This window comes from Lysobacter daejeonensis GH1-9, assembly GCF_000768355.1.
Taxonomy (GTDB): domain Bacteria; phylum Pseudomonadota; class Gammaproteobacteria; order Xanthomonadales; family Xanthomonadaceae; genus Aerolutibacter; species Aerolutibacter daejeonensis.
Genome location: NZ_AVPU01000009.1, coordinates 1 through 18,376, shown reverse-complemented (window position 1 = coordinate 18,376; position 18,376 = coordinate 1). Strand labels below are relative to the sequence as shown.

At 67.9% G+C, this 18,376-nt stretch carries 15 protein-coding genes; 5 read left to right on the top strand and 10 right to left on the bottom strand.

The genetic code is table 11. The features are described 5' to 3' along the window. Positions 1-73: 73 nt before the first annotated feature. Complete coding sequence (locus N800_RS06835; RefSeq protein WP_036136362.1) at positions 74-1,549, bottom strand: amino acid permease; 1,476 nt, start codon at positions 1,547-1,549, stop codon at positions 74-76. 170 nt (positions 1,550-1,719) lie between these two features. On the opposite strand from N800_RS06835, the gene N800_RS06830 reads away from it, so the two are divergent. Next, positions 1,720-2,295 carry an NUDIX hydrolase gene (locus tag N800_RS06830; RefSeq protein WP_052107988.1) on the top strand — a complete coding sequence of 192 codons (576 nt, stop codon included), beginning with the start codon at positions 1,720-1,722 and terminating at the stop codon, positions 2,293-2,295. Between the two features lie 132 nt (positions 2,296-2,427). On the opposite strand, the gene serA is transcribed toward N800_RS06830, so the two are convergent. Beyond that, on the bottom strand, positions 2,428-3,666 hold the full coding sequence (gene serA / locus N800_RS06825) for a phosphoglycerate dehydrogenase (protein WP_036136360.1): 1,239 nt from the start codon (positions 3,664-3,666) through the stop codon (positions 2,428-2,430). A gap of 125 nt (positions 3,667-3,791) precedes the next feature. On the opposite strand from serA, the gene N800_RS06820 reads away from it, so the two are divergent. Continuing rightward, positions 3,792-5,180, top strand: coding sequence for an FAD-binding oxidoreductase (locus N800_RS06820; RefSeq protein WP_036136357.1), 1,389 nt, complete (start codon positions 3,792-3,794; stop codon positions 5,178-5,180). A gap of 100 nt (positions 5,181-5,280) precedes the next feature. Here N800_RS06820 and yeiP read toward each other — a convergent pair whose 3' ends face one another. From yeiP to N800_RS06790, 6 genes are all read right to left on the bottom strand, one after another. Further along, positions 5,281-5,847, bottom strand: coding sequence for an elongation factor P-like protein YeiP (gene yeiP, locus N800_RS06815; protein WP_036136356.1), 567 nt, complete (start codon positions 5,845-5,847; stop codon positions 5,281-5,283). Positions 5,848-5,925: 78 nt separating this feature from the next. Then, positions 5,926-6,696 carry an SDR family NAD(P)-dependent oxidoreductase gene (locus N800_RS06810; protein WP_036136353.1) on the bottom strand — a complete coding sequence of 257 codons (771 nt, stop codon included), beginning with the start codon at positions 6,694-6,696 and terminating at the stop codon, positions 5,926-5,928. A 136-nt stretch (positions 6,697-6,832) separates the two neighbouring features. Next, on the bottom strand, positions 6,833-9,412 hold the full coding sequence (locus N800_RS06805) for a sensor domain-containing protein (RefSeq protein ID WP_052107987.1): 2,580 nt from the start codon (positions 9,410-9,412) through the stop codon (positions 6,833-6,835). Beyond that, positions 9,409-10,302 (bottom strand): hydroxymethylglutaryl-CoA lyase, encoded by an 894-nt coding sequence (locus N800_RS06800; RefSeq protein ID WP_036136350.1) that lies wholly within the window; start codon positions 10,300-10,302, stop codon positions 9,409-9,411. The genes N800_RS06805 and N800_RS06800 overlap by 4 nt, the downstream gene beginning before the upstream one ends. Before the next feature lie 7 nt (positions 10,303-10,309). Then, the gene (locus tag N800_RS06795) at positions 10,310-12,307 is read right to left on the bottom strand and encodes an acetyl/propionyl/methylcrotonyl-CoA carboxylase subunit alpha (RefSeq protein ID WP_036136348.1); all 1,998 of its coding nucleotides are present in this window, start codon (positions 12,305-12,307) and stop codon (positions 10,310-10,312) included. A 103-nt stretch (positions 12,308-12,410) separates the two neighbouring features. Beyond that, positions 12,411-13,196, bottom strand: coding sequence for an enoyl-CoA hydratase-related protein (locus tag N800_RS06790; protein WP_036136346.1), 786 nt, complete (start codon positions 13,194-13,196; stop codon positions 12,411-12,413). A gap of 119 nt (positions 13,197-13,315) precedes the next feature. On the opposite strand from N800_RS06790, the gene N800_RS06785 reads away from it, so the two are divergent. Genes N800_RS06785 through N800_RS06775 form a run of 3 tightly spaced genes read left to right on the top strand, consistent with a single transcriptional unit; the run spans position 13,316 to position 15,719 of the window. Next, positions 13,316-13,618, top strand: coding sequence for a FeoA family protein (locus tag N800_RS06785; RefSeq protein WP_036136344.1), 303 nt, complete (start codon positions 13,316-13,318; stop codon positions 13,616-13,618). Continuing rightward, a complete protein-coding gene (feoB, locus tag N800_RS06780) occupies positions 13,615-15,483 on the top strand; it encodes a ferrous iron transport protein B (protein ID WP_036136341.1) in 1,869 nt (622 codons plus the stop codon). Before N800_RS06785 ends, feoB begins: the two co-directional genes overlap by 4 nt. 2 nt (positions 15,484-15,485) lie before the next feature. After that, positions 15,486-15,719, top strand: coding sequence for a DUF6587 family protein (locus tag N800_RS06775; protein WP_036136484.1), 234 nt, complete (start codon positions 15,486-15,488; stop codon positions 15,717-15,719). Between the two features lie 134 nt (positions 15,720-15,853). On the opposite strand, the gene N800_RS06770 is transcribed toward N800_RS06775, so the two are convergent. Together N800_RS06770 and N800_RS06765 are read right to left on the bottom strand one after the other, a co-directional pair. After that, the gene (locus N800_RS06770; protein WP_036136338.1) at positions 15,854-16,213 is read right to left on the bottom strand and encodes a hypothetical protein; all 360 of its coding nucleotides are present in this window, start codon (positions 16,211-16,213) and stop codon (positions 15,854-15,856) included. A 273-nt stretch (positions 16,214-16,486) separates the two neighbouring features. Further along, positions 16,487-18,097 (bottom strand): carboxyl transferase domain-containing protein, encoded by a 1,611-nt coding sequence (locus N800_RS06765; RefSeq protein ID WP_036136335.1) that lies wholly within the window; start codon positions 18,095-18,097, stop codon positions 16,487-16,489. Positions 18,098-18,376: the final 279 nt, after the last annotated feature.

Here is an 18,376-nt window from a genome sequence, read left to right as displayed (position 1 = left end):
GGCAGCGTTGCACCGGCGTTCGCGGAATTGAAAAGGGCCGACGGATGCGTCGGCCCTGGGAGCGGCTGGCCGGTTAGGCCGCCTTGCGCAGCTTGCTGTTGCGGTAACCGTAACCGAAATAGATCACGAAACCGATGACCGTCCAGCCCAGCATGACCTGCCAGTGGTCCTTGAACGGCTGCCAGAACAGGTACAGGCAGGACAGCACGCCGAGGCTGCAGACGACGATGGCACCCGGCACGCGGAACGGGCGCTGCAGGTCCGGACGGGTGTAACGCAGGATCAGCACGCCGGCGCACACGGTGGCGAAGGCCAGCAGCGTGCCCATGGAGACCAGGTCGCCCAGGAAGTCCAGCGGCAACAGGCCGGCCATGATCGCGGCGACGACGCCGACGATCACCGTGCCGACATACGGGGTCTGGAACTTCGGGTGCACACGGCCAAAGATCTTCGGCATCAGGCCGTCCTTCGCCATTGCGTAGAAGATGCGCGGCTGGCCCATCAGCATCACCAGGATCACCGAGCTCAGGCCGGCGATCGCGCCGATCTCGACTGCCATCTTCAGCCAGCCCAGGGTCGGGTAGGCTTCCAGGGCAGTCGCGACCGGCTTCGCGGTGTCGAGCTGCGGGTATGGCAGCAGACCGGTGAGCGTGGCCGCCACGGCGATGTAGAGCACGGTGCAGACGGCCAGCGAGCCCAGGATGCCGATGGGCATGTCGCGCTGCGGGTTCTTGGCCTCGCCCGCCGCGGTGGAAACCGCATCGAAGCCGATGTAGGCGAAGAACACCACGGCCGCGCCGCGCACGACGCCTTCGGTGCCAAAGCGGGTGCCCCCTTCGTTCTCGGGGATGAACGGCTGCCAGTTGTCGGGGTTGATGTACTGGGCCGCGAAGCCCAGGAACGCCACGATCACCGTGACCTTGATGGCCACGATCAGCGCGTTGACCCACGCGGACTGGGTGATGCCGCGGTAGCACAGCCCCGAGATGGCAGCCACGATCAGCACGGCCGGCAGGTTGACGATGGACCCGGTGCTGACGAATGAACTGGTTTCGGCGGAATAATGGAAGGGCGCCTGGGCCAACGCGGCGGGGACGCCCGCGCCATGCGTGGTGAGGAAACTGTTGAGGTAGCCCGACCAGCCCACGGCGACACTGGACGCCGCGAACAGGTACTCGAGCACCAGGTTCCAGCCGATGAACCAGGCCACGACCTCGCCCAGCGTGCTGTAGGTATAGGAGTAGGCGGACCCCGAAACGGGCATCATCGACGCGAATTCGGCATAGCACAGGCCGGCGAAGCCGCAGGCCACCGCTGCCATCACGAAGCTCAGGATGACCGCCGGGCCGGCGTAGTTGGCCGCCGCCGTGCCGGTCATCACGAAGATGCCGGCGCCGATGATGGCGCCCACGCCCAGCATCACGAGGTGGCGCGCGGTGAGGACGCGCTTGAGCGTCACCTCGCCCTGCAAGCCGCCTTCCACGGGCTCGCCGGCGTCGACGTGGCCAGCGGCTTCCACCGGCTTGGTCGCGAACAGATTCTTGTACATCCTGGTCCCCAAAGTGATTGTCTTGAGCCCGTCATCGCGTTGTGGCAGCGGACAGGCACGCGGCGGGCCACCTTAACCCACCGACGAAAGTCGCAGCAAGGGCGGAAGGACGGGGGCGTTTTGCCCGCATAATCGGCTCCCCCCGTTCAGTCGATTGAATACCCGTGCGTATGTCGCCCCCGTCCACCCCGCCCGAATCGTCGCTGGTCACCCTGTTGGAAGCAGCCTTCCGCGACTACGCGCGCCGCTGGCCGGACGAGGCCGCTACGGCCGAGATATTCCTCGAACTGCTGGCCGACGCCGCCGACCCCTTCGTACGCGAACGCCTCGCCGGACACTTCACCGCCTCGTCGTGGTTGGTCGATGCGATGGGCACGCGTGCGCTGCTGACCCACCACCGCAAGCTGGACCGTTGGCTGCAACTGGGAGGGCATGCCGATGGCGACCGCGATCTCTCCAACGTCGCACTGCGCGAGGCCGAGGAGGAGTCTGGCTTGGTTGACCTGCAGGTCGAGTCCGAATTGTTCGACCTGGACCGCCACTGGATCCCCGAACGCGGCGACGTGCCCGGCCACTGGCATTACGACGCCCGTTACGTGGTGCGCACTACCGGTAGCGAGGACTTCGTCGTCAGCGAAGAGTCATTGGACTTGGCGTGGCGCGACATCCACGCCATTGCCGAGGATCCGGCATCCGATGAATCCATGCGGCGCATGGCCGCGAAATGGTTGGGACGTGCACGCTGAAGTCCGGGCATCCCTCGATCCGGCCGCGGCCTGAACACCGGACGCGCCGACGGAAGGGCGAAGCGAGGCCTGTGCCGTACCCTCCCGCGGTAGCCGAACAGGTGTCAGCTCCTGGCGCTCCGCCTTGAGGGGTCAATAGAGGATACGCACCTTCAGCGTGCCCTCGATCGCCGCCAACTGCTCGCGCAGGCGATCGGCCTGGTCCTCGCTCGCGGTGATGTCGATCACCACGTAACCCACCTTGGGGTGCGTGCGCAGGAACTGGCCGTCGATGTTCACGCCTTCGCGCGAGAAGATCTCGTTGATCTGCGACAGGATGCCCGGCACGTTGCGATGGATGTGCAGCAGTCGCTTGCTGCCGGTGTGCTCGGGCAGCGTGACCTCGGGGAAGTTGACCGCCGACAGGGTGGAGCCGTTGTCGCTGTAGCGGATCAACTTGGCTGCCACTTCCAGGCCGATGTTGTCCTGCGCTTCCAGCGTGCTGCCGCCGATGTGCGGGGTCAACAGTACGTTGTCGTGGCCGCGCAATGGCGACACGAAAGCATCGTCGTTGCCCTTGGGCTCCACCGGGAACACGTCCACCGCCGCGCCGCCGATCTGGCCCGAGGCCAGCGCCGCTGCCAGCGCATCGATGTCCACCACGGTGCCGCGCGAGGCATTGATCAGGTGTGCGCCGCGCTTCATCTTGTTGATTTGCGCGGCGCCGAACATGTTCTTCGTCGCCGGCGTTTCCGGTACGTGCAGGGTCACGATGTCGCTGCGTGACAGCAGCTCGTCCAGCCCGGCCGAGGCACGCGCGTTGCCCAGCGACAGCTTGGTCTCGATGTCGTGGAACAGCACCTGCATGCCCAGCGCCTCGGCGATCACGCCCACCTGGGTGCCGATGTGGCCGTAGCCGATGATGCCGATGACCTTGCCGCGCACCTCGTGGCTGCCGGCCGCCGACTTGGACCAGCCGCCGCGGTGGCACTCGGCGTTCTTCCGCGGAATGCCGCGCATCAGCATGATCGCCTCGGCCACCACCAGCTCGGCCACGCTGCGGGTGTTGGAGTAGGGCGCGTTGAACACCGGGATGCCCAGCAGCTCCGCCGCGTCCAGGTCGACCTGGTTGGTGCCGATGCAGAAACAACCAATGGCGATCAGGCGACGCGCCTCGGCCAGCACCTCGGCCGTGAGCTGGCTGCGCGAGCGGATGCCGATGATGTGGGCCTCGGCGATCTGTCGCTTGAGCTGGTCCTCGGGAAGCGACTTGTCGAACGTCTGGATGTTGCTGTAGCCGGCGGCACGGAAGCTCTCCACCGCGGTGGGGCTGAGGCCCTCCAGCAGCAGGACGCGGATGTCGTTCTTGGGGTAGGAAGTCTTCTTGGCCACGGCGGGGAAGGGGATTCGCGGACCTTGGAATATCGCAGAAAAAATTAGTTTCTGCTGCAGTGCATCACTAGACGCGGGCGGCATGCGACTGGCAGGCTGGGTGCCTCGCCCGATGCCGTCCCGACATGACCGATCCGCGCCTCGAACGCCTGCTGGCCGCCGTGCCCGGGCTGCGCCTGAAGACCGACCCCGCCGACCTGGAACACTACGGCCGCGACTGGACCCGACGCTGGATGCCCGCGCCCTTGGCCGTCGCGTTGCCGGGCAGCGTGGAGGACGTGCAGGGCATCGTGCGTTGGGCCAACGAGACGGGCGTGGCCCTCGTGCCCTCCGGAGGACGCACGGGGCTTTCGGGCGGCGCCGTGGCCGCAAACGGCGAGCTGGTGCTCAGCCTGGAGCGCATGAATCGCGTCCTCGCCTTCGACGCGGTGGACCGCACCCTGGCCGTGCAGGCCGGCGTGCCGTTGCAGGTGGCGCAGGAGGCGGCGGCGAGCCATGGCCTGGCCTATCCGGTGGATTTCGCCTCGCGCGGGTCCGCCACGGTGGGCGGCAGCATCGCCACCAATGCCGGCGGCATCCGCGTGGTGCGCTACGGCAACACCCGCGAGTGGGTGGCGGGGCTGACCGTCGTCACCGGCGCCGGCGATGTGCTTGAGCTCAACCGCGGCCTGGTCAAGAACTCCAGCGGCTATGATCTGCGCCACCTGTTCGTGGGCTCCGAGGGCACGCTTGGCGTGGTGGTCGAAGCCACCTTGCGCCTGACCGATCCGCCACCACCGACCAACGTCATGCTGCTCGCGCTGCCGTCGTTCGAGGTGTTGATGCAGGTGTTCGCGGCCTTCCGTGAGCGCCTGCAACTGGAAGCGTTCGAGTTCTTCACCGACGTGGCCCTGCGACACGTACTGGCCCACGGGGCCCAGGCGCCGTTCGCGGAGACCCATCCGTATTACGTGGTCACCGAGTACGCCACGGGCGATGAGCGCGAGGAGGCCGCCGCGCTGGCCGCCTTCGAACATTGCCTGGAGAACGGCCTGGTGCTGGACGGCGTCATCAGCCAGAGCGACGCGCAGGCCGCGCAGCTGTGGCGCCTGCGCGAGGGCATCACCGAGGCGCTGGCGCGCTACAAGCCGTACAAGAACGACATTGCCGTGCGCGTGTCCGCGATGCCCGCGTTCCTGGCCGAGACCCAGGCGCTGCTGGCGCAGGAATACCCGCAGTTTGAAGTCGTGTGGTTCGGGCACATTGGCGATGGCAACCTGCACATCAACGTGCTCAAGCCCGATGCGATGGAGAACGATGCCTTCGTGGCCCAGTGCGAGCAGGTGACCAAACTGCTGGCCGGCGCGCTGCAGCGGCATGGCGGCAGCATTTCGGCCGAGCATGGCATTGGCCTGGTCAAGAAGCCGTACCTCTCCAGCACGCGCAGTGCCGCCGAGGTCGCGGTGATGAAGGGCATCAAGCAGGTGCTGGACCCGAACGGACTGATGAACCCGGGCAAGGTGTTCGACGCCTGATGGCGTGCGTGGGGATTGGCCATCCCTCCTGAAACGACAAAAGCGGGCTTGGCCCGCTTTTGTCGCTGCGAATGCCGCCCCATGAAGGCGGCCGTCGCACTCAGTCCGCGCGGCCCGCGAACTCACCCGTGGTGGTGTTCACCAGCACGCGCTCGCCGTTGACGATGTACTCCGGCACCATGATCTCGATGCCAGTGTTGAGCTTGGCCGGCTTCGGGCGCTTGGTGGCCGTGCCGCCCTTCAGCTCCGGGGGGGTTTCCACCACTTCCAGCGTCACCGTCTGCGGCATCTGCAGGCCGATGGCCTGCTCGTCGATCACCTGCACGTAGCAGCCCGACAGGTCCGGCACGATGTAGCCAGCGTTGTCGCCCACCACGTCCGCGTCGAGCGTGTACGGCGTGTAGTCCTCGTCGTCGAGGAACACGAACGCGTCGCCGTCCATGTAGGAGAAGGTGGCCTGGCGGCGCACCAGATCCACCTCGCGCAACTCATCGTCGGCGTCGAAGCTCACGTCGAGCTTGTTGCCGCCCGGCACGCTGTACATGATGAAACGGAAGCGCACGTTGCCGCCGCGGCCCTGCGGCGAGCTGCGCTCGATGTCGCGGATCTGGTAGACGCCGTTGTTGTGTTCAACGACGTTGCCCTTCTTGACGTCAAAAGCCTTCATGGAATGCTCACTGGATCGTGTGACCCGGTCCTGTGCCTCCCCGGGGTCGGGGCGGACCGGGGGAGGGTTGGAAAAGGGTTACTTCGGCGCCAGTCGGGTGGCACCGTCCAGGCGGATGGTCTCGCCGTTGAGGTAGGTATTGCCGAGGATGTAAGCCACGAGGCTGGCGAAGTCCTCCGGCTGGCCCAGGCGCGACGGGAACGGGATCGAGGCGGCCAGCGATTCCTGCACCGACTGCGGCATGCCGTCCACCATCGGCGTCCAGAACACGCCCGGGGCGATGGTCATGACGCGGATGCCGAAGCGGGCCAGCTCGCGCGCCATCGGCAGGGTCATGCCGACCACGCCGCCCTTGGACGCCGAGTACGCGGCCTGGCCGATCTGGCCTTCATAGGCGGCAACCGACGCGGTGTTGATGATCACGCCACGCTCGCCGTCGACGCCGGCTTCGTTGTGCTGCATCAGTGCAGCGGCGGCCTTGGCCACGTTGAAGCTGCCGACCAGGTTGACCATGACGGTGGTCTGGAACTGCGACAGCGGCATCGGGCCTTCCTTGCCCAGCACGCGGCCGGCGCCGAGGATGCCGGCGCAGTTCATGGCGACATTCAGCCCGCCAAGGAACTCCCTGGCGGCGGCGACATTGGCGGCGACCACTTCTTCGTTGCTGACATCGGTCTTCCAGAAGCGGGCATTGGCTTCGCCCAGTTCGGCCACGGCGGCCGCGCCCTTCTCCTCGTTGACGTCGAACAGGGCGACCTTGCCACCGTTGGCGACCAGGTGCTGGGCCACGGCGAAGCCAAGGCCGGAGACGCCGCCGGTAACGATGGCGCGGACGGATGCGAGCTGCATGGGATGTCCCGAAAGCGGAAAACGGGGATTTTACTGCACCGGTGCGGCCGACCGCGAACGCGGCCTGGATGATCGTGGGGGCGTCGGGGCAAGGGAGAGGATGGGGGCCGGCAAGGGCCGTCGGGAATCGACAGCCTCAGCCGCCGATGACCATCAGCGGCGCGCCGTAGTGCTGGCGCAACTGGTGGGCCGGTACGCCTCGCTGGAACAGGAAACCCTGGCCCACGCCCAGTCCCAGGCGCAGCAGGAAGGCGCGCTGCGCCTCTGTCTCGATGCCCTCGGCGATCAGCTCCAGCCCCAGGCTGCGGGCGATGCCGGCCACCGCCTGGCACACGGCCACGTCGGAATGGATGTCCGGGACGCCCTGCACGAACAGCTGGCTGAGCTTGAGTCCATGGATCGGCAGGCGCCGCAGGTAGTTGAGCGCGCTGTAGCCCTCGCCGAAGTCGTCGATGGTCAGCACCACGCCCATGTCGCGCAGTTCGGCGAACGTGCGCAGCGTGTCCGGCTCGTCCTCGATCAGCACTCGCTCGGTGAACTCCAGCTCCAGCGAGGAACCCGGCAGCCGCGATGCCGACAGCGCCGAGCGCACGGTACGCACCAGGTCCTCGCCAAGGAACTGACGGTACGACACGTTGACGGCGACACGGTCCAACTGCAGGCCGTCGGCACGCCAACGACCCAACTGGCGACAGGCCTCATGCAACGTCCAGTTGCCGATCTCGACGATGTCGCCGGTCGTTTCGGCGTGCTGGATGAAGCGGTCGGGCGGCATCTCGCCCAGCGAGCGGTTACGCCAGCGGATCAGTGCCTCCGCCGCGACCGTGCGCCCGCTGGCCAGGTCCACCTGCGGTTGGTAGACCAGTTCGAATTCGTCGTTGTCCACCGCGCGGCGCAGGTGGGTTTCCAGTTGCAGGCGCTCGACCTGCTGCTCCGCCAGTTCGTTGCTGAACACCTGCCAGGCATTGCGTCCGCGGCGCTTGCTGTCGTACATCGCCACGTCCGCGCTCTGGATCAGCTGCTGCGGCCGTTCACCGTGCTCGGGTGCCTGCGCGATGCCGATGCTGGCGGTGATGCTGAACTCTTCGCCATCGACGCGGAAGTTCTCCGAGAACGTGGTCAGGATGTCCTGCGCGAGGCGCGCCGGGCGGGTGATGTCATCCTCGAACCGGCAGATGACCAGGAATTCGTCGCCACCGAAGCGCACCACGTGGCCTTCCTCGCCCACGGCCCGCAGCAGGCGTCGTGCCGCCGACGCGAGCAGGCGGTCGCCGGCGGCATGGCCGAGCACGTCGTTGACGATCTTGAACCGGTCAAGGTCGATGTAGAGCACCGCGACGCGCGCATCGGTGCCCGGGGCCAGGAACTGCGCCAGGTCGCCGAGGCCGGCGTCGCGGTTGAGCAGACCGGTCATCGGGTCGGTGCGCGCCTGCACGCGCAACGCCTCTTCGGCCTGCTTGGGCTCGGTGATGTCCTGCAGCGTGCCGGTCAGTTGCGCGGTGAAGGGGGTCGCGGCCTGGCTTTCGCCCATCAGCCGGATCCAGAACGGCTGGCCATTGCCGCGTACCCCCTGCAGTTCGAGGTTGATGCCGCGGCCGTCCCCCATCGCGCGTTCCAGGGCGCCGCGCAGGCGTTGGGCATCGTCGGGGAGCAGGGTCCGCAGCAGGCCCTCGATGCCGGCCGTGGCGCCGTCCGCGCCGACGATGTGCAATGCCTCGCCAGTCAGGTAGAGCTGGTCGCGGCCGGCATCCCATTGCCAGCCGCCGATGTGGGCCAGGGCTTGTGCGCGGTCGAACAGCGCGCTGTCGCGCTTGAGCGCGGTCACGTCGGAGAACAGCGACAACACCTGCTGCACATGGTTGCTGCCGGGTTCGAACTGCGGTACGGCGGTGACCGACAGCCACAGCAGCCGCCGGTCTTGCCGGTGGAAGAACCCCAGCACCGTGCTCTCGACCTGCTTGCCCAAGCGCATGGCGCGCATGGCCGGGCGTTCGTCGTTGGACAGCGCGCGGCCGTGCTCGTCGATCACCAGCCAGTGCTCGTCGGACAGTGCGTCCTCGATGGGTTGGCCAACCTCGATGCCGAACAGCCGCATCGCGGCGGCGTTGGCGTGGATGACCCGGCCCGAGGCGTCGCGGACCAGGATGCCCTTGTCGATGGTCTCCATCAGCTCGCGGTGCCGGGTTTCGGCGTCGCGGCGGCCGCTGAGGTCGCGTGCCACGGCCACGACCAGCTTCCGCCCGTCCTGTTCGATGCCGGCCGAATGCACCTCCACCGGGAAGCGCGTGCCATCGGCGCGCATGTTGGACACTTCCACCACGTAGCTTTCGCCGCGATTCAGCGTGTCCCACACCGGCCCCATGTGGTCGCGGGGCAGGTCGGGGTTGAGTACATGGATGGGCTTGCCGACGATCTCCGACCGCGAACGCCGGTAGGCGTTCAGGCCAGCGCGGTTCACGTCCAGCACCGTGCCATCCCAGCTGATGATGCTCACCGGGTCAGGCACCGCGTCGAACAGGGCCTGGTATCGCCGCTCGGCGGCGAGGGCGTGGTCTTCGGAATGGGTCAGCGCGTCCCGGGCCTGCTCAAGCAGCAGGCGCACGCCCTGCGGAAGGGCCGGGTCGGCCAGGGTGCCCTCGATCGCGGCCGCAACCTCCAGCGGATCCGTGATCGCATCCGGAGCATCGTGGCGGGAGGAGGGCGAGCGATGGCTCATGTGGCGGCGAGGGCCTTTCCGACCTTGCTTTGTGATTCCCGTCCCAGTATGCCTGCCAACCAGCGGCCCGTCTCGGCCAGCGCGGGCAGGTCGATGCCGGTGGTGATCCCCAACCCGTGGAGCATGTAGACCACGTCCTCGCTGGAGACGTTGCCGCTGGCGCCCTTGGCATAGGGGCAGCCGCCCGCACCGGACACGGCCGCATCCACCACCGCGACTCCTTCCTCCAGGCAGGCGAGGATGTTGGCCAATGCCTGGCCGTAGGTGTCGTGGAAGTGGATGGCCAGTGCGCCCATCGGCACCTCGGCGGCGACCGCCTGCAGCATCGCGCGCGCCTTGGCCGGCGTGCCGACCCCGATGGTGTCGCCCAGCGAAACCTCATAACAGCCCATGCCATGCAGCGCCTTGGCCACGCGTACGACGTCGGTCAACGGCACGTCGCCCTGGTAGGGGCAGCCGAGCACGGTGGAGACGTAGCCGCGCACCTTCACGCCATCGGCCTGGGCCCGCGCCAGCACCGGCGCGAAGCGTTCCAGAGACTCCTCGATGGAGGCGTTGATGTTCTTGCGGTTGAAGGCCTCGGAGGCGGCGGTGAAAACCGCCACTTCCTCCACGCCCACGCTGCGCGCGCGCTCGTAGCCCTGTTCGTTGGGTACCAGCACGGGGTAGTGCACGCCCGGCTTGCGGGTGATGCCGGCAAACACCTCCGCGGCATCGGCCATCTGTGGCACCCACTTGGGGCTGACGAAAGCCGTAGCCTCGATGCTCTGCAGGCCGGTCGCCGAGAGGCGGTCGATCAGCGCGATCTTGTCGGCGGTGGAAACCAGCGTCTTCTCGTTCTGCAGGCCATCACGCGGACCCACTTCAACGATGCGTACATGCGAGGGCATTGCCATGTCAGGCCTCCAGCACCACGAGCGCGACATCGGCGTCGACGAAATCGCCGCTGGCGGCGCGCACTTCGGCCACTTTGCCGGCGCGCGGGGCCTTCAGGCTCAGCTCCATCTTCATCGCTTCGATCACCATGACCTCCTGGCCCGCTTCCACCTCATCGCCGGGGGCTGCCTTGACCACCACCACGCGGCCTGGCATCGGCGCCAGCACGCGATCGGCGCCGCTGCTGCCCTGGCCCTGCTCATGGTGGTACATCGGCACGGGATCCAGGCGCAGGCGCTGCGCGCCATCGTGCACCACCAGGTGCGTGTCCTGCTCGAGGATGTCGAAGCGGCGGCCCCTGCCGTCAATGCGCAGGCTCAGGGTATCCCCGGACAGGCGTGCACCGGCGATGGTGTGCACGGTACCGCCGTGTTCGATGCGGTATTCACCGGCGCTGCCGTGGGCGTGCAATTCGATGCGTTCGCCGCGACGCAGGAACGCCAGCGCGCGGCGGCTGCCGTGGCCAAGGCGCCAGCCGTCGGCGATGGCCCACGGCGAGGAGGGGTCGCTGGAGTCGGCCGCTGCGTCGCGCGTGGTGCGCTCCTGGCCCAGCAGTTCGGCCACGGTGGCCGCCAGCAGCAGGTCGGTGTCGGCCGCGCCGGCGACCGGCATGAACTCGTCCAGATGGCGGTCGAGGTAGCCGGTGTCGATGGTTGCTTCCACCACCGCCGGGTGCCGCGCAAGCCGCTCCAGGAACTCGATGTTCGACTTGGGCCCGTTGATCTCGCACTGCGCCAGCGCCGCGCGCAGGCGGGCTAGGGCGGCGTGGCGGTCGACGTCCCACACGATCAGCTTGGCGATCATGGGGTCGTAGAAGATGGTGACGGTGTCGCCTTCCACCACGCCCGAATCCAGTCGCACGTGCCCGTCGGCTGCCGGCAGCTTCAGCCGCTCCAGCTTGCCCGACCCCGGCAGGAAGCCGGCCTCCGGGTCCTCGGCGTACAGGCGCACTTCGATGGCATGGCCGTTCTGTCCAATGGCGTCCTGCGGCAGCGGCAGCGGCTCGCAGGCCGCGACTCGCAGCTGCCATTCCACCAGGTCGAGCCCGGTCACCAGCTCGGTCACGGGATGCTCCACCTGCAGGCGGGTGTTGATCTCCATGAAGTAGAAGCCGCCGTCCTGGCCGACGATGAATTCGACCGTGCCCGCGTTGACGTAGTCGATGGCGCGCGCGGCCAGCACCGCGGCCGCACCCATCGCTTCGCGCAGCTCCTGTGTCAGGAACGCCGACGGCGACTCCTCCAGCACCTTCTGGTAGCGGCGCTGCGCCGAGCACTCGCGTTCGTTGAGGTGGATGGCATTGCCGTGGCTGTCGCCGAACACCTGGATCTCGATGTGGCGGGGCTTTTCGACGTAGCGCTCCAGCAGCACGCGGTCGCGGCCGAAGGCGCCTGCGGCTTCGCGCTGGCAGCTCTCCAGGTTGGCCATGAACTCGCCCGAATGGCGGACGATGCGCATGCCCTTGCCGCCACCGCCGTGCGCGGCCTTGATCATCAGCGGATAGCCGATGGCGTCGGCTTCGCGCTGCAGCACGTCCGGCGACTGATCCTCGCCGGTGTAGCCCGGCACCACCGGCACGCCCGCGGCGTGCATGAGCTCCTTGGCGCCGGCCTTGCTGCCCATCTTGCGCATCGACGCTGCCTTCGGGCCGATGAAGGTGATGCCCGCCGCTTCCACCGCGTCGGCGAAGTCGGCGTTCTCGCTCAGGAAGCCATAGCCCGGGTGGATGGCCTGCGCACCGGCGCGCTTGGCCACCTCGATGATCGCATCCCCGCGCAGGTACGACTCCTGCGGGCGTGGGCCACCGATGTGGTAGGCCTCGTCAGCCTGGCGCACATGCTGGGCATTGGCGTCGGCGTCGGAGTACACCGCCACGGTGCGGATGCCGAGCCGCCGCGCCGTGCGGATGACACGGCAAGCGATTTCACCGCGGTTGGCAATCAGGATCTTGTTGAACATGGGAAGGCTGGGCTCGGCTGGAGGGCCGCGACAGTTGCTGGAACGGGGGTCGCAGCCCTGATGGTTTGTTTGCAGGTCCGGTCAGGCGACCGCGGCAGTGGGGTCAGGCGTCAATCCACGTCGGCTTGCGCTTGTCCAGGAACGCGCCCAGGCCTTCCTGCCCCTCCGGCGACACGCGCAGGCGGGCGATCAGCGCGGCGTTGTCCGCATCCAGCGTGTCACGGGGACCGCCCGCCGCCACGCGGCGCACCAGCGCCTTGGCCGAGGCGGTGGCCACCGGGCCGGCCTTAAGAAGCAACCCGATCTGGCGCAGGACGGCCTCGTCGAGGTCATCGGCGGGTACCACCTGATGCAGCAGGCCGATGCGCAGGGCTTCGGCGGCGTCGAAGATCTCCGCCGTGGCAAACCAGCGCCGCGCCTCGCGCGCGCCGATGGCCTCGATCACGTAGGGCGAGATGACCGCCGGCAGCAACCCCAGCTTGCTCTCGGTGAGGCCGAATTTGGCCTCCGGCGTGCCGATGGCGATGTCGCAGCAGGCCACCAGGCCCACGCCGCCGCCAAATGCCGCGCCGTGCACCCGCGCGATCGTGGGCTTGGGCAACTCGTCCAGCGTGCGCATCAGGCGGGCGAGGGCGAGCGAGTCGGTGCGGTTGTCCTCTTCGCTGGCGGCGGCCATGCCACGCATCCAGTTCAGGTCCGCGCCCGCCGAGAACGAGGCGCCATCGCCCTCCAGCACCACCACGCGCACCGCCTCATCCCGCGCCAGGTTGTCCAGCGCACCGGTCAGTGCTGCGATCAGCGTCGCGTCGAAGGCGTTGTGCAGCGTGGGGCGATTCAGGCGCAAGCGCGCGATAGGTCCGTCGCGCAGGCTCAGCAGGGGGGCGGTCATGGGCAAGGCGGTCCGGACAAAACGGGCAAGTCCGAATGATATCCGGTGGGCCGGGGCCACCGCCCCAGTACGGAAGGAAATGATAGAATGAGAACAATTCCTATTTGTAGGATTGCCGCTTGAAGCTGTCGGAACTGCCACGGCGCACCGTCGCGATCGTTGCCTCGGTTGACGACCAGATCGCCAACGACCCCATTGCGCGGCGTCTGCGCGAGCTGGGCTTCGTCCCGGGCGAACAGGTGGAGGTCATGGCCGTCGGCCCGATCGCCGCCGAGCCGATGCTGGTGCAGGTGGGCTTCACCCGCTTCGCCCTGCGCCGGCGCGAGGCCGCGCGCATCAGCGTGCGCGTGGGTGTGGCCGAGGCGGTGGTTGCGCCGGCGGAGCCGGACATGCGCGATTTGCGCGAGAGGGCCCCGGCATGACCACGGCCGTGCAGCGCATCGCCCTCGTGGGTAACCCCAACTGCGGCAAGACCGCGTTGTTCAACCTGCTTACCGGCAGCCGGCAGAAGGTGGCCAACTATGCGGGTGTCACCGTGGAGCGCAAGGAGGGGCGGTTCCAGGCACCGTCGGGCCGGCACTACGCGCTGCTCGACCTGCCCGGTGCCTACAGCTTCCATGCCGCCAGCCTGGACGAAGCGGTCACCCGCGACCTGTGCCGCGGCTTCTACCCCGGCGAGCCGGCCCCCGACGTGATCGTCTGCGTGGTGGATGCCACCAACCTGCGCCTGCACCTGCGCTTTGCCCTGGAAGTGCGCGAGCTGGGCAAGCCGATGGTGCTGGCCGTCAACATGATGGACGCCGCGCGGCGTCGCGGCATCGAAGTTGACCTGGATGCATTGCAGCGCGAACTGGGCGTGCCCGTGGTGCCCACCGTGGCCGTTCAGCGCCATGGCGCACGCGATCTGGTGGCCTTGCTCGACGGGCTGTCGGTCAACCCGCACCCGCCGACCGCCAGCCTCGCCCACGGCGGCGAACTGGACAGCGACATCCTGCACGCCGAGACCCGCCGCCTGCTCTCGCTGGCGGTGGCGATGCCGCGCCGCACCGCGGCGATCGATGACGCGCTGGACCGCTGGCTGCTGCATCCGGTGTTTGGCCTGGCCACGCTCGCCGTGGTGATGTTCCTGATCTTCCAGGCGGTCTACGCCTGGGCTACCCCGATGATGGACGGCATCGAACTGCTGACCGCCAAGCTGGGCGAGTGGGCCGGTACGTACATGCCCGAAGGCCCGCTCAAGAGCCTGGTGGTGGACGGCATCATCGCCGGCCTTGGCGGCGTGATCGTGTTCCTGCCACAGATCCTGATCCTGTTCGCCTTCATCCTGGCGCTGGAAGAATCGGGCTACCTGCCGCGCGCTGCGTTCCTGCTCGACCGGATGATGTCGGCGGCGGGGCTTTCGGGCCGTTCGTTCATCCCGCTGCTGTCCAGCTTCGCCTGCGCGGTGCCGGGCATCATGTCCACGCGCTCCATCCAGGACCCGCGTGATCGCCTCGCCACGATCCTCGTGGCGCCGCTGATGACCTGTTCGGCGCGCCTGCCGGTGTATGCGCTGCTGATCGGTGCGTTCATCCCGCAAAAGCAGGTGTGGGGCGTGCTCAACCAGCAGGGTTTGGTGCTGTTCGGGCTGTATACCGCCGGCGTGGTGAGCGCGTTGCTGGTGGCTTGGGTGATGAAGAAGTGGCGGCGCGACAAGAGCGAGCACCCGCTGATGCTGGAGCTGCCGTCGTACCGCGTGCCGCATGCGCGCGACCTGCTGCTGGGCCTGTGGGAGCGTGCGGCCATCTTCCTCAAGCGGGTGGGCGGCATCATCCTGGCGATGACCATCCTGCTGTGGGTGCTGCTGACCTTCCCCGGGGCGCCGGAAGGTGCGACCGGCCCGGCGATTGACTACAGCTTTGCCGGGCGCATTGGCCACGCGATGACCACGGTCTTTGCGCCAGTGGGCTTCAACTGGCAGATCTGCATCGCGCTGATCCCCGGCATGGCCGCGCGCGAAGTGGTCGTGTCCTCGCTGGCGACCGTGTACGCGCTGTCGGCAGCCGATGAGGACAGTGCCATCCAGGCATTGAGTCCGATCATCAGCGATGGCTGGTCGCTGGCCACCGCGCTGTCGTTGCTGGTGTGGTTCATCTACGCGCCGCAGTGCATTTCCACGCTGGCCACGATCCGCCGCGAGACGCATTCGTGGAAGCAGGTGGGCATTGCCGCCGGCTACCTGTTCGGGATGGCCTACCTGGCGTCGCTGGTGACCTACCAGGTCGCGGTACTGCTGGGCGCGGGGTGAGCGTGGACGCCGGGCTGCTCGCGCAGTACGTGGTCATCACACTGGCCGTCGTGTTGAGCGCCTGGTTCGTGCTCAAGCGGCAGTTCCCGGGTGCGGTGCGCAAGCTGCGGCTCGCGATGGCCGTACCGCTGGTGCGGGAGGGTCGGCCTGCCTGGATGCGTCGGCTGGGCAAGCGGATCGCGCCGCCGGTGAAATCGATCGGCGGAAGTTGCGGTGGTTGCGACGGCTGCGATTGAGTTGGCTCGCCAGGCGCCGTAGCAGCGCGCCGTAGCCCAAACCGGCCCCCGGCACGCGCGGCATCCAGTACCCCCAAAAAAGGAGGCCCGTTTACACGGGCCTCCTGTCTGGCTTTCGCTTTGTCGCGAAGCGATTACTTCTTCACTTCTTCAGCAGCGGCTTCGGCCTTGTCGGCGACGTTCTGCGCGGCATCGGCAGTCTTCTGGGCGGCGTCGGCAGTGGCCTCGGCAGCACCGGCAGCGGCTTCAGCGCCGGCAGCGGCAGCGGCGTCGGCAGCGCCTTCAACGGCGGCACCCACTTCGGCAGCGGCTTCGCCGGTGGCAGCGGCAGCGGCTTCGGTGGACTCGGCAGCGGCAGCGGCGGCGGCGTCAGCAGCCTGCTCGGTAGCGGCGGCGGCTTCAGCGGCTTCGTTCTGCGCGGTGGCGGTTTCGTTCTTGCAGGCGGTCAGGGCCAGGGCGGCGGCGACCAGGGCAACGTAGATCTTGGTGTTCATCTAAGGTGTGCTCCGTAGAAAAGGTGAACAGGATTGCATCTCGTCCGCCATCGCACCGTGAAGGAGATTCCCTACCGGGCTGCCGACGCACTCAGGCGCCGCCGGTACGCCGGCGACGCCGCCAAATGTACTTGGAACCAAGGGGGGCGGTACAGCCCACCGTTTTGTCGCCTCCCCATGGAGGCGGCTTGCCAAGCGAACACCGGGAGGAATGTCCGTGTCCAGCGTACTTCGGCGGGCCAAGTGGTTGCAGGGCACCCACGAGGGCCCAGGTTACATGCGGAACACGCCGAAGCGCGTGCGGTCTTCGATGGGCGCATTTAGGCTGGCGGACAGGCCCAGGCCCAACACCCGACGCGTGTCGGCCGGGTCGATGATGCCGTCGTCCCACAGACGCGCCGTGGCGTAGTAGGGGTTGCCCTGCGTCTCATACTGCTCGCGGATCGGTGCCTTGAACGATTCCTCCTCGTCCGGCGTCCACACCTTGCCCGCGGCCTCGATGCCGTCGCGGCGCACCGTGGCCAGCACGCTGGCGGCCTGTTCGCCGCCCATCACGCTGATGCGCGCGTTGGGCCACATCCACAGGAAGCGCGCGCCGTAGGCGCGGCCGCACATGGCGTAGTTGCCCGCGCCAAAGCTGCCACCGATGACCACGGTGAACTTGGGCACATGCGAGCACGCCACCGCCGTCACCATCTTCGCCCCGTCCTTGGCGATGCCGGCCTGCTCGTACTTCTTGCCGACCATGAAGCCGGTGATGTTCTGCAGGAACACCAGCGGGATGCCGCGCTGGTTGCACAGTTCGATGAAGTGCGCGCCCTTGAGTGCGCTTTCGGCAAACAGGATGCCGTTGTTGGCCACGATGCCCACCGGGTAGCCATGCAGGTGGGCGAAACCGGTCACCAGTGTCTTGCCGTAACGCGCCTTGAACTCCTGGAAGTCGCTGCCGTCGACCACGCGCGCGATCACTTCGCGGATGTCGAACGGGCGACGGGTGTCCTTGGGCACGATGCCGTACAACTCGTCGGCGGCATACAGCGGTTCGCGCACCGGCTGCACGGCGACCGGGAGCGTCTTGCTTCGGTTGAGCGTGCCGACGATGTCGCGCGCGATCTGCAGCGCATGGCGGTCGTCCTCGGCGAAGTGGTCGGCCACGCCGGAGATGCTGGTGTGCACGTCGGCGCCGCCCAGGGTTTCCGCGTCCACGACCTCGCCGGTCGCGGCCTTCACCAGCGGCGGCCCACCGAGGAAGATGGTGCCCTGTTCCTTGACGATGATGCTCTCGTCGCACATCGCCGGCACATAGGCGCCGCCTGCGGTGCACGAGCCCATGACCACGGCGATCTGCGGGATGTTCTCCGCGCTCAGCCGGGCCTGGTTGTAGAAGATTCGGCCGAAGTGCTCGCGATCCGGGAACACTTCGTCCTGCAGGGGCAGGAACGCGCCGCCGGAGTCGACCAGGTACACACAGGGCAGCCTGTTCTCGCGCGCGACTTCCTGCGCGCGCAGGTGCTTCTTCACCGTCATCGGGAAGTAAGTGCCGCCTTTCACCGTGGCGTCGTTGGCCACGATCACCACTTCCTGACCCATCACCCGACCGATGCCGCAGACCATGCCGGCCGCGGGGGCTGCATCGTCGTACATGCCCTCGGCGGCCAACGGGGCGATCTCGAGGAACGGCGAGCCCGGGTCGAGTAGGGCGGTGATGCGGTCGCGTGCCAGCAGTTTGCCGCGCTCGGTGTGCTTGGTGCGCGCCTTTTCACCACCACCGCCGGCAGCGCGGGCCAAACGGACATCCAACTCGTCCACCAGCGCGCGGTGGTAGGCGACGTTGGCCTGGAAGTCCTGCGAGCGGGTATCAAGCTGGGAGTGGAGTGCGGGCATCGTCGATGGGGCGTGCAGGTGAGGCGCGCATCAAACCACAAAGCAACCGTCGCGGCCAACGTTCACCGGCCTTGTCTGGCGGGCACGGGGTTGCGGGCGCAAAAAAAGAGGCCCGCTTTCGCGGGCCTCTCCGGTACTGCAGGCAAGAGCCTATTACTTCTTGGCTTCTTCGGCCGGAGCAGCGGCAGCGTCAGCGGCCGGAGCAGCAGCGTCGGCGGCAGCGGCGTCAGCCGGAGCAGCGGCGGCGTCGGCGGCAGCGGCGTCGGTGGCAGCGGCGTC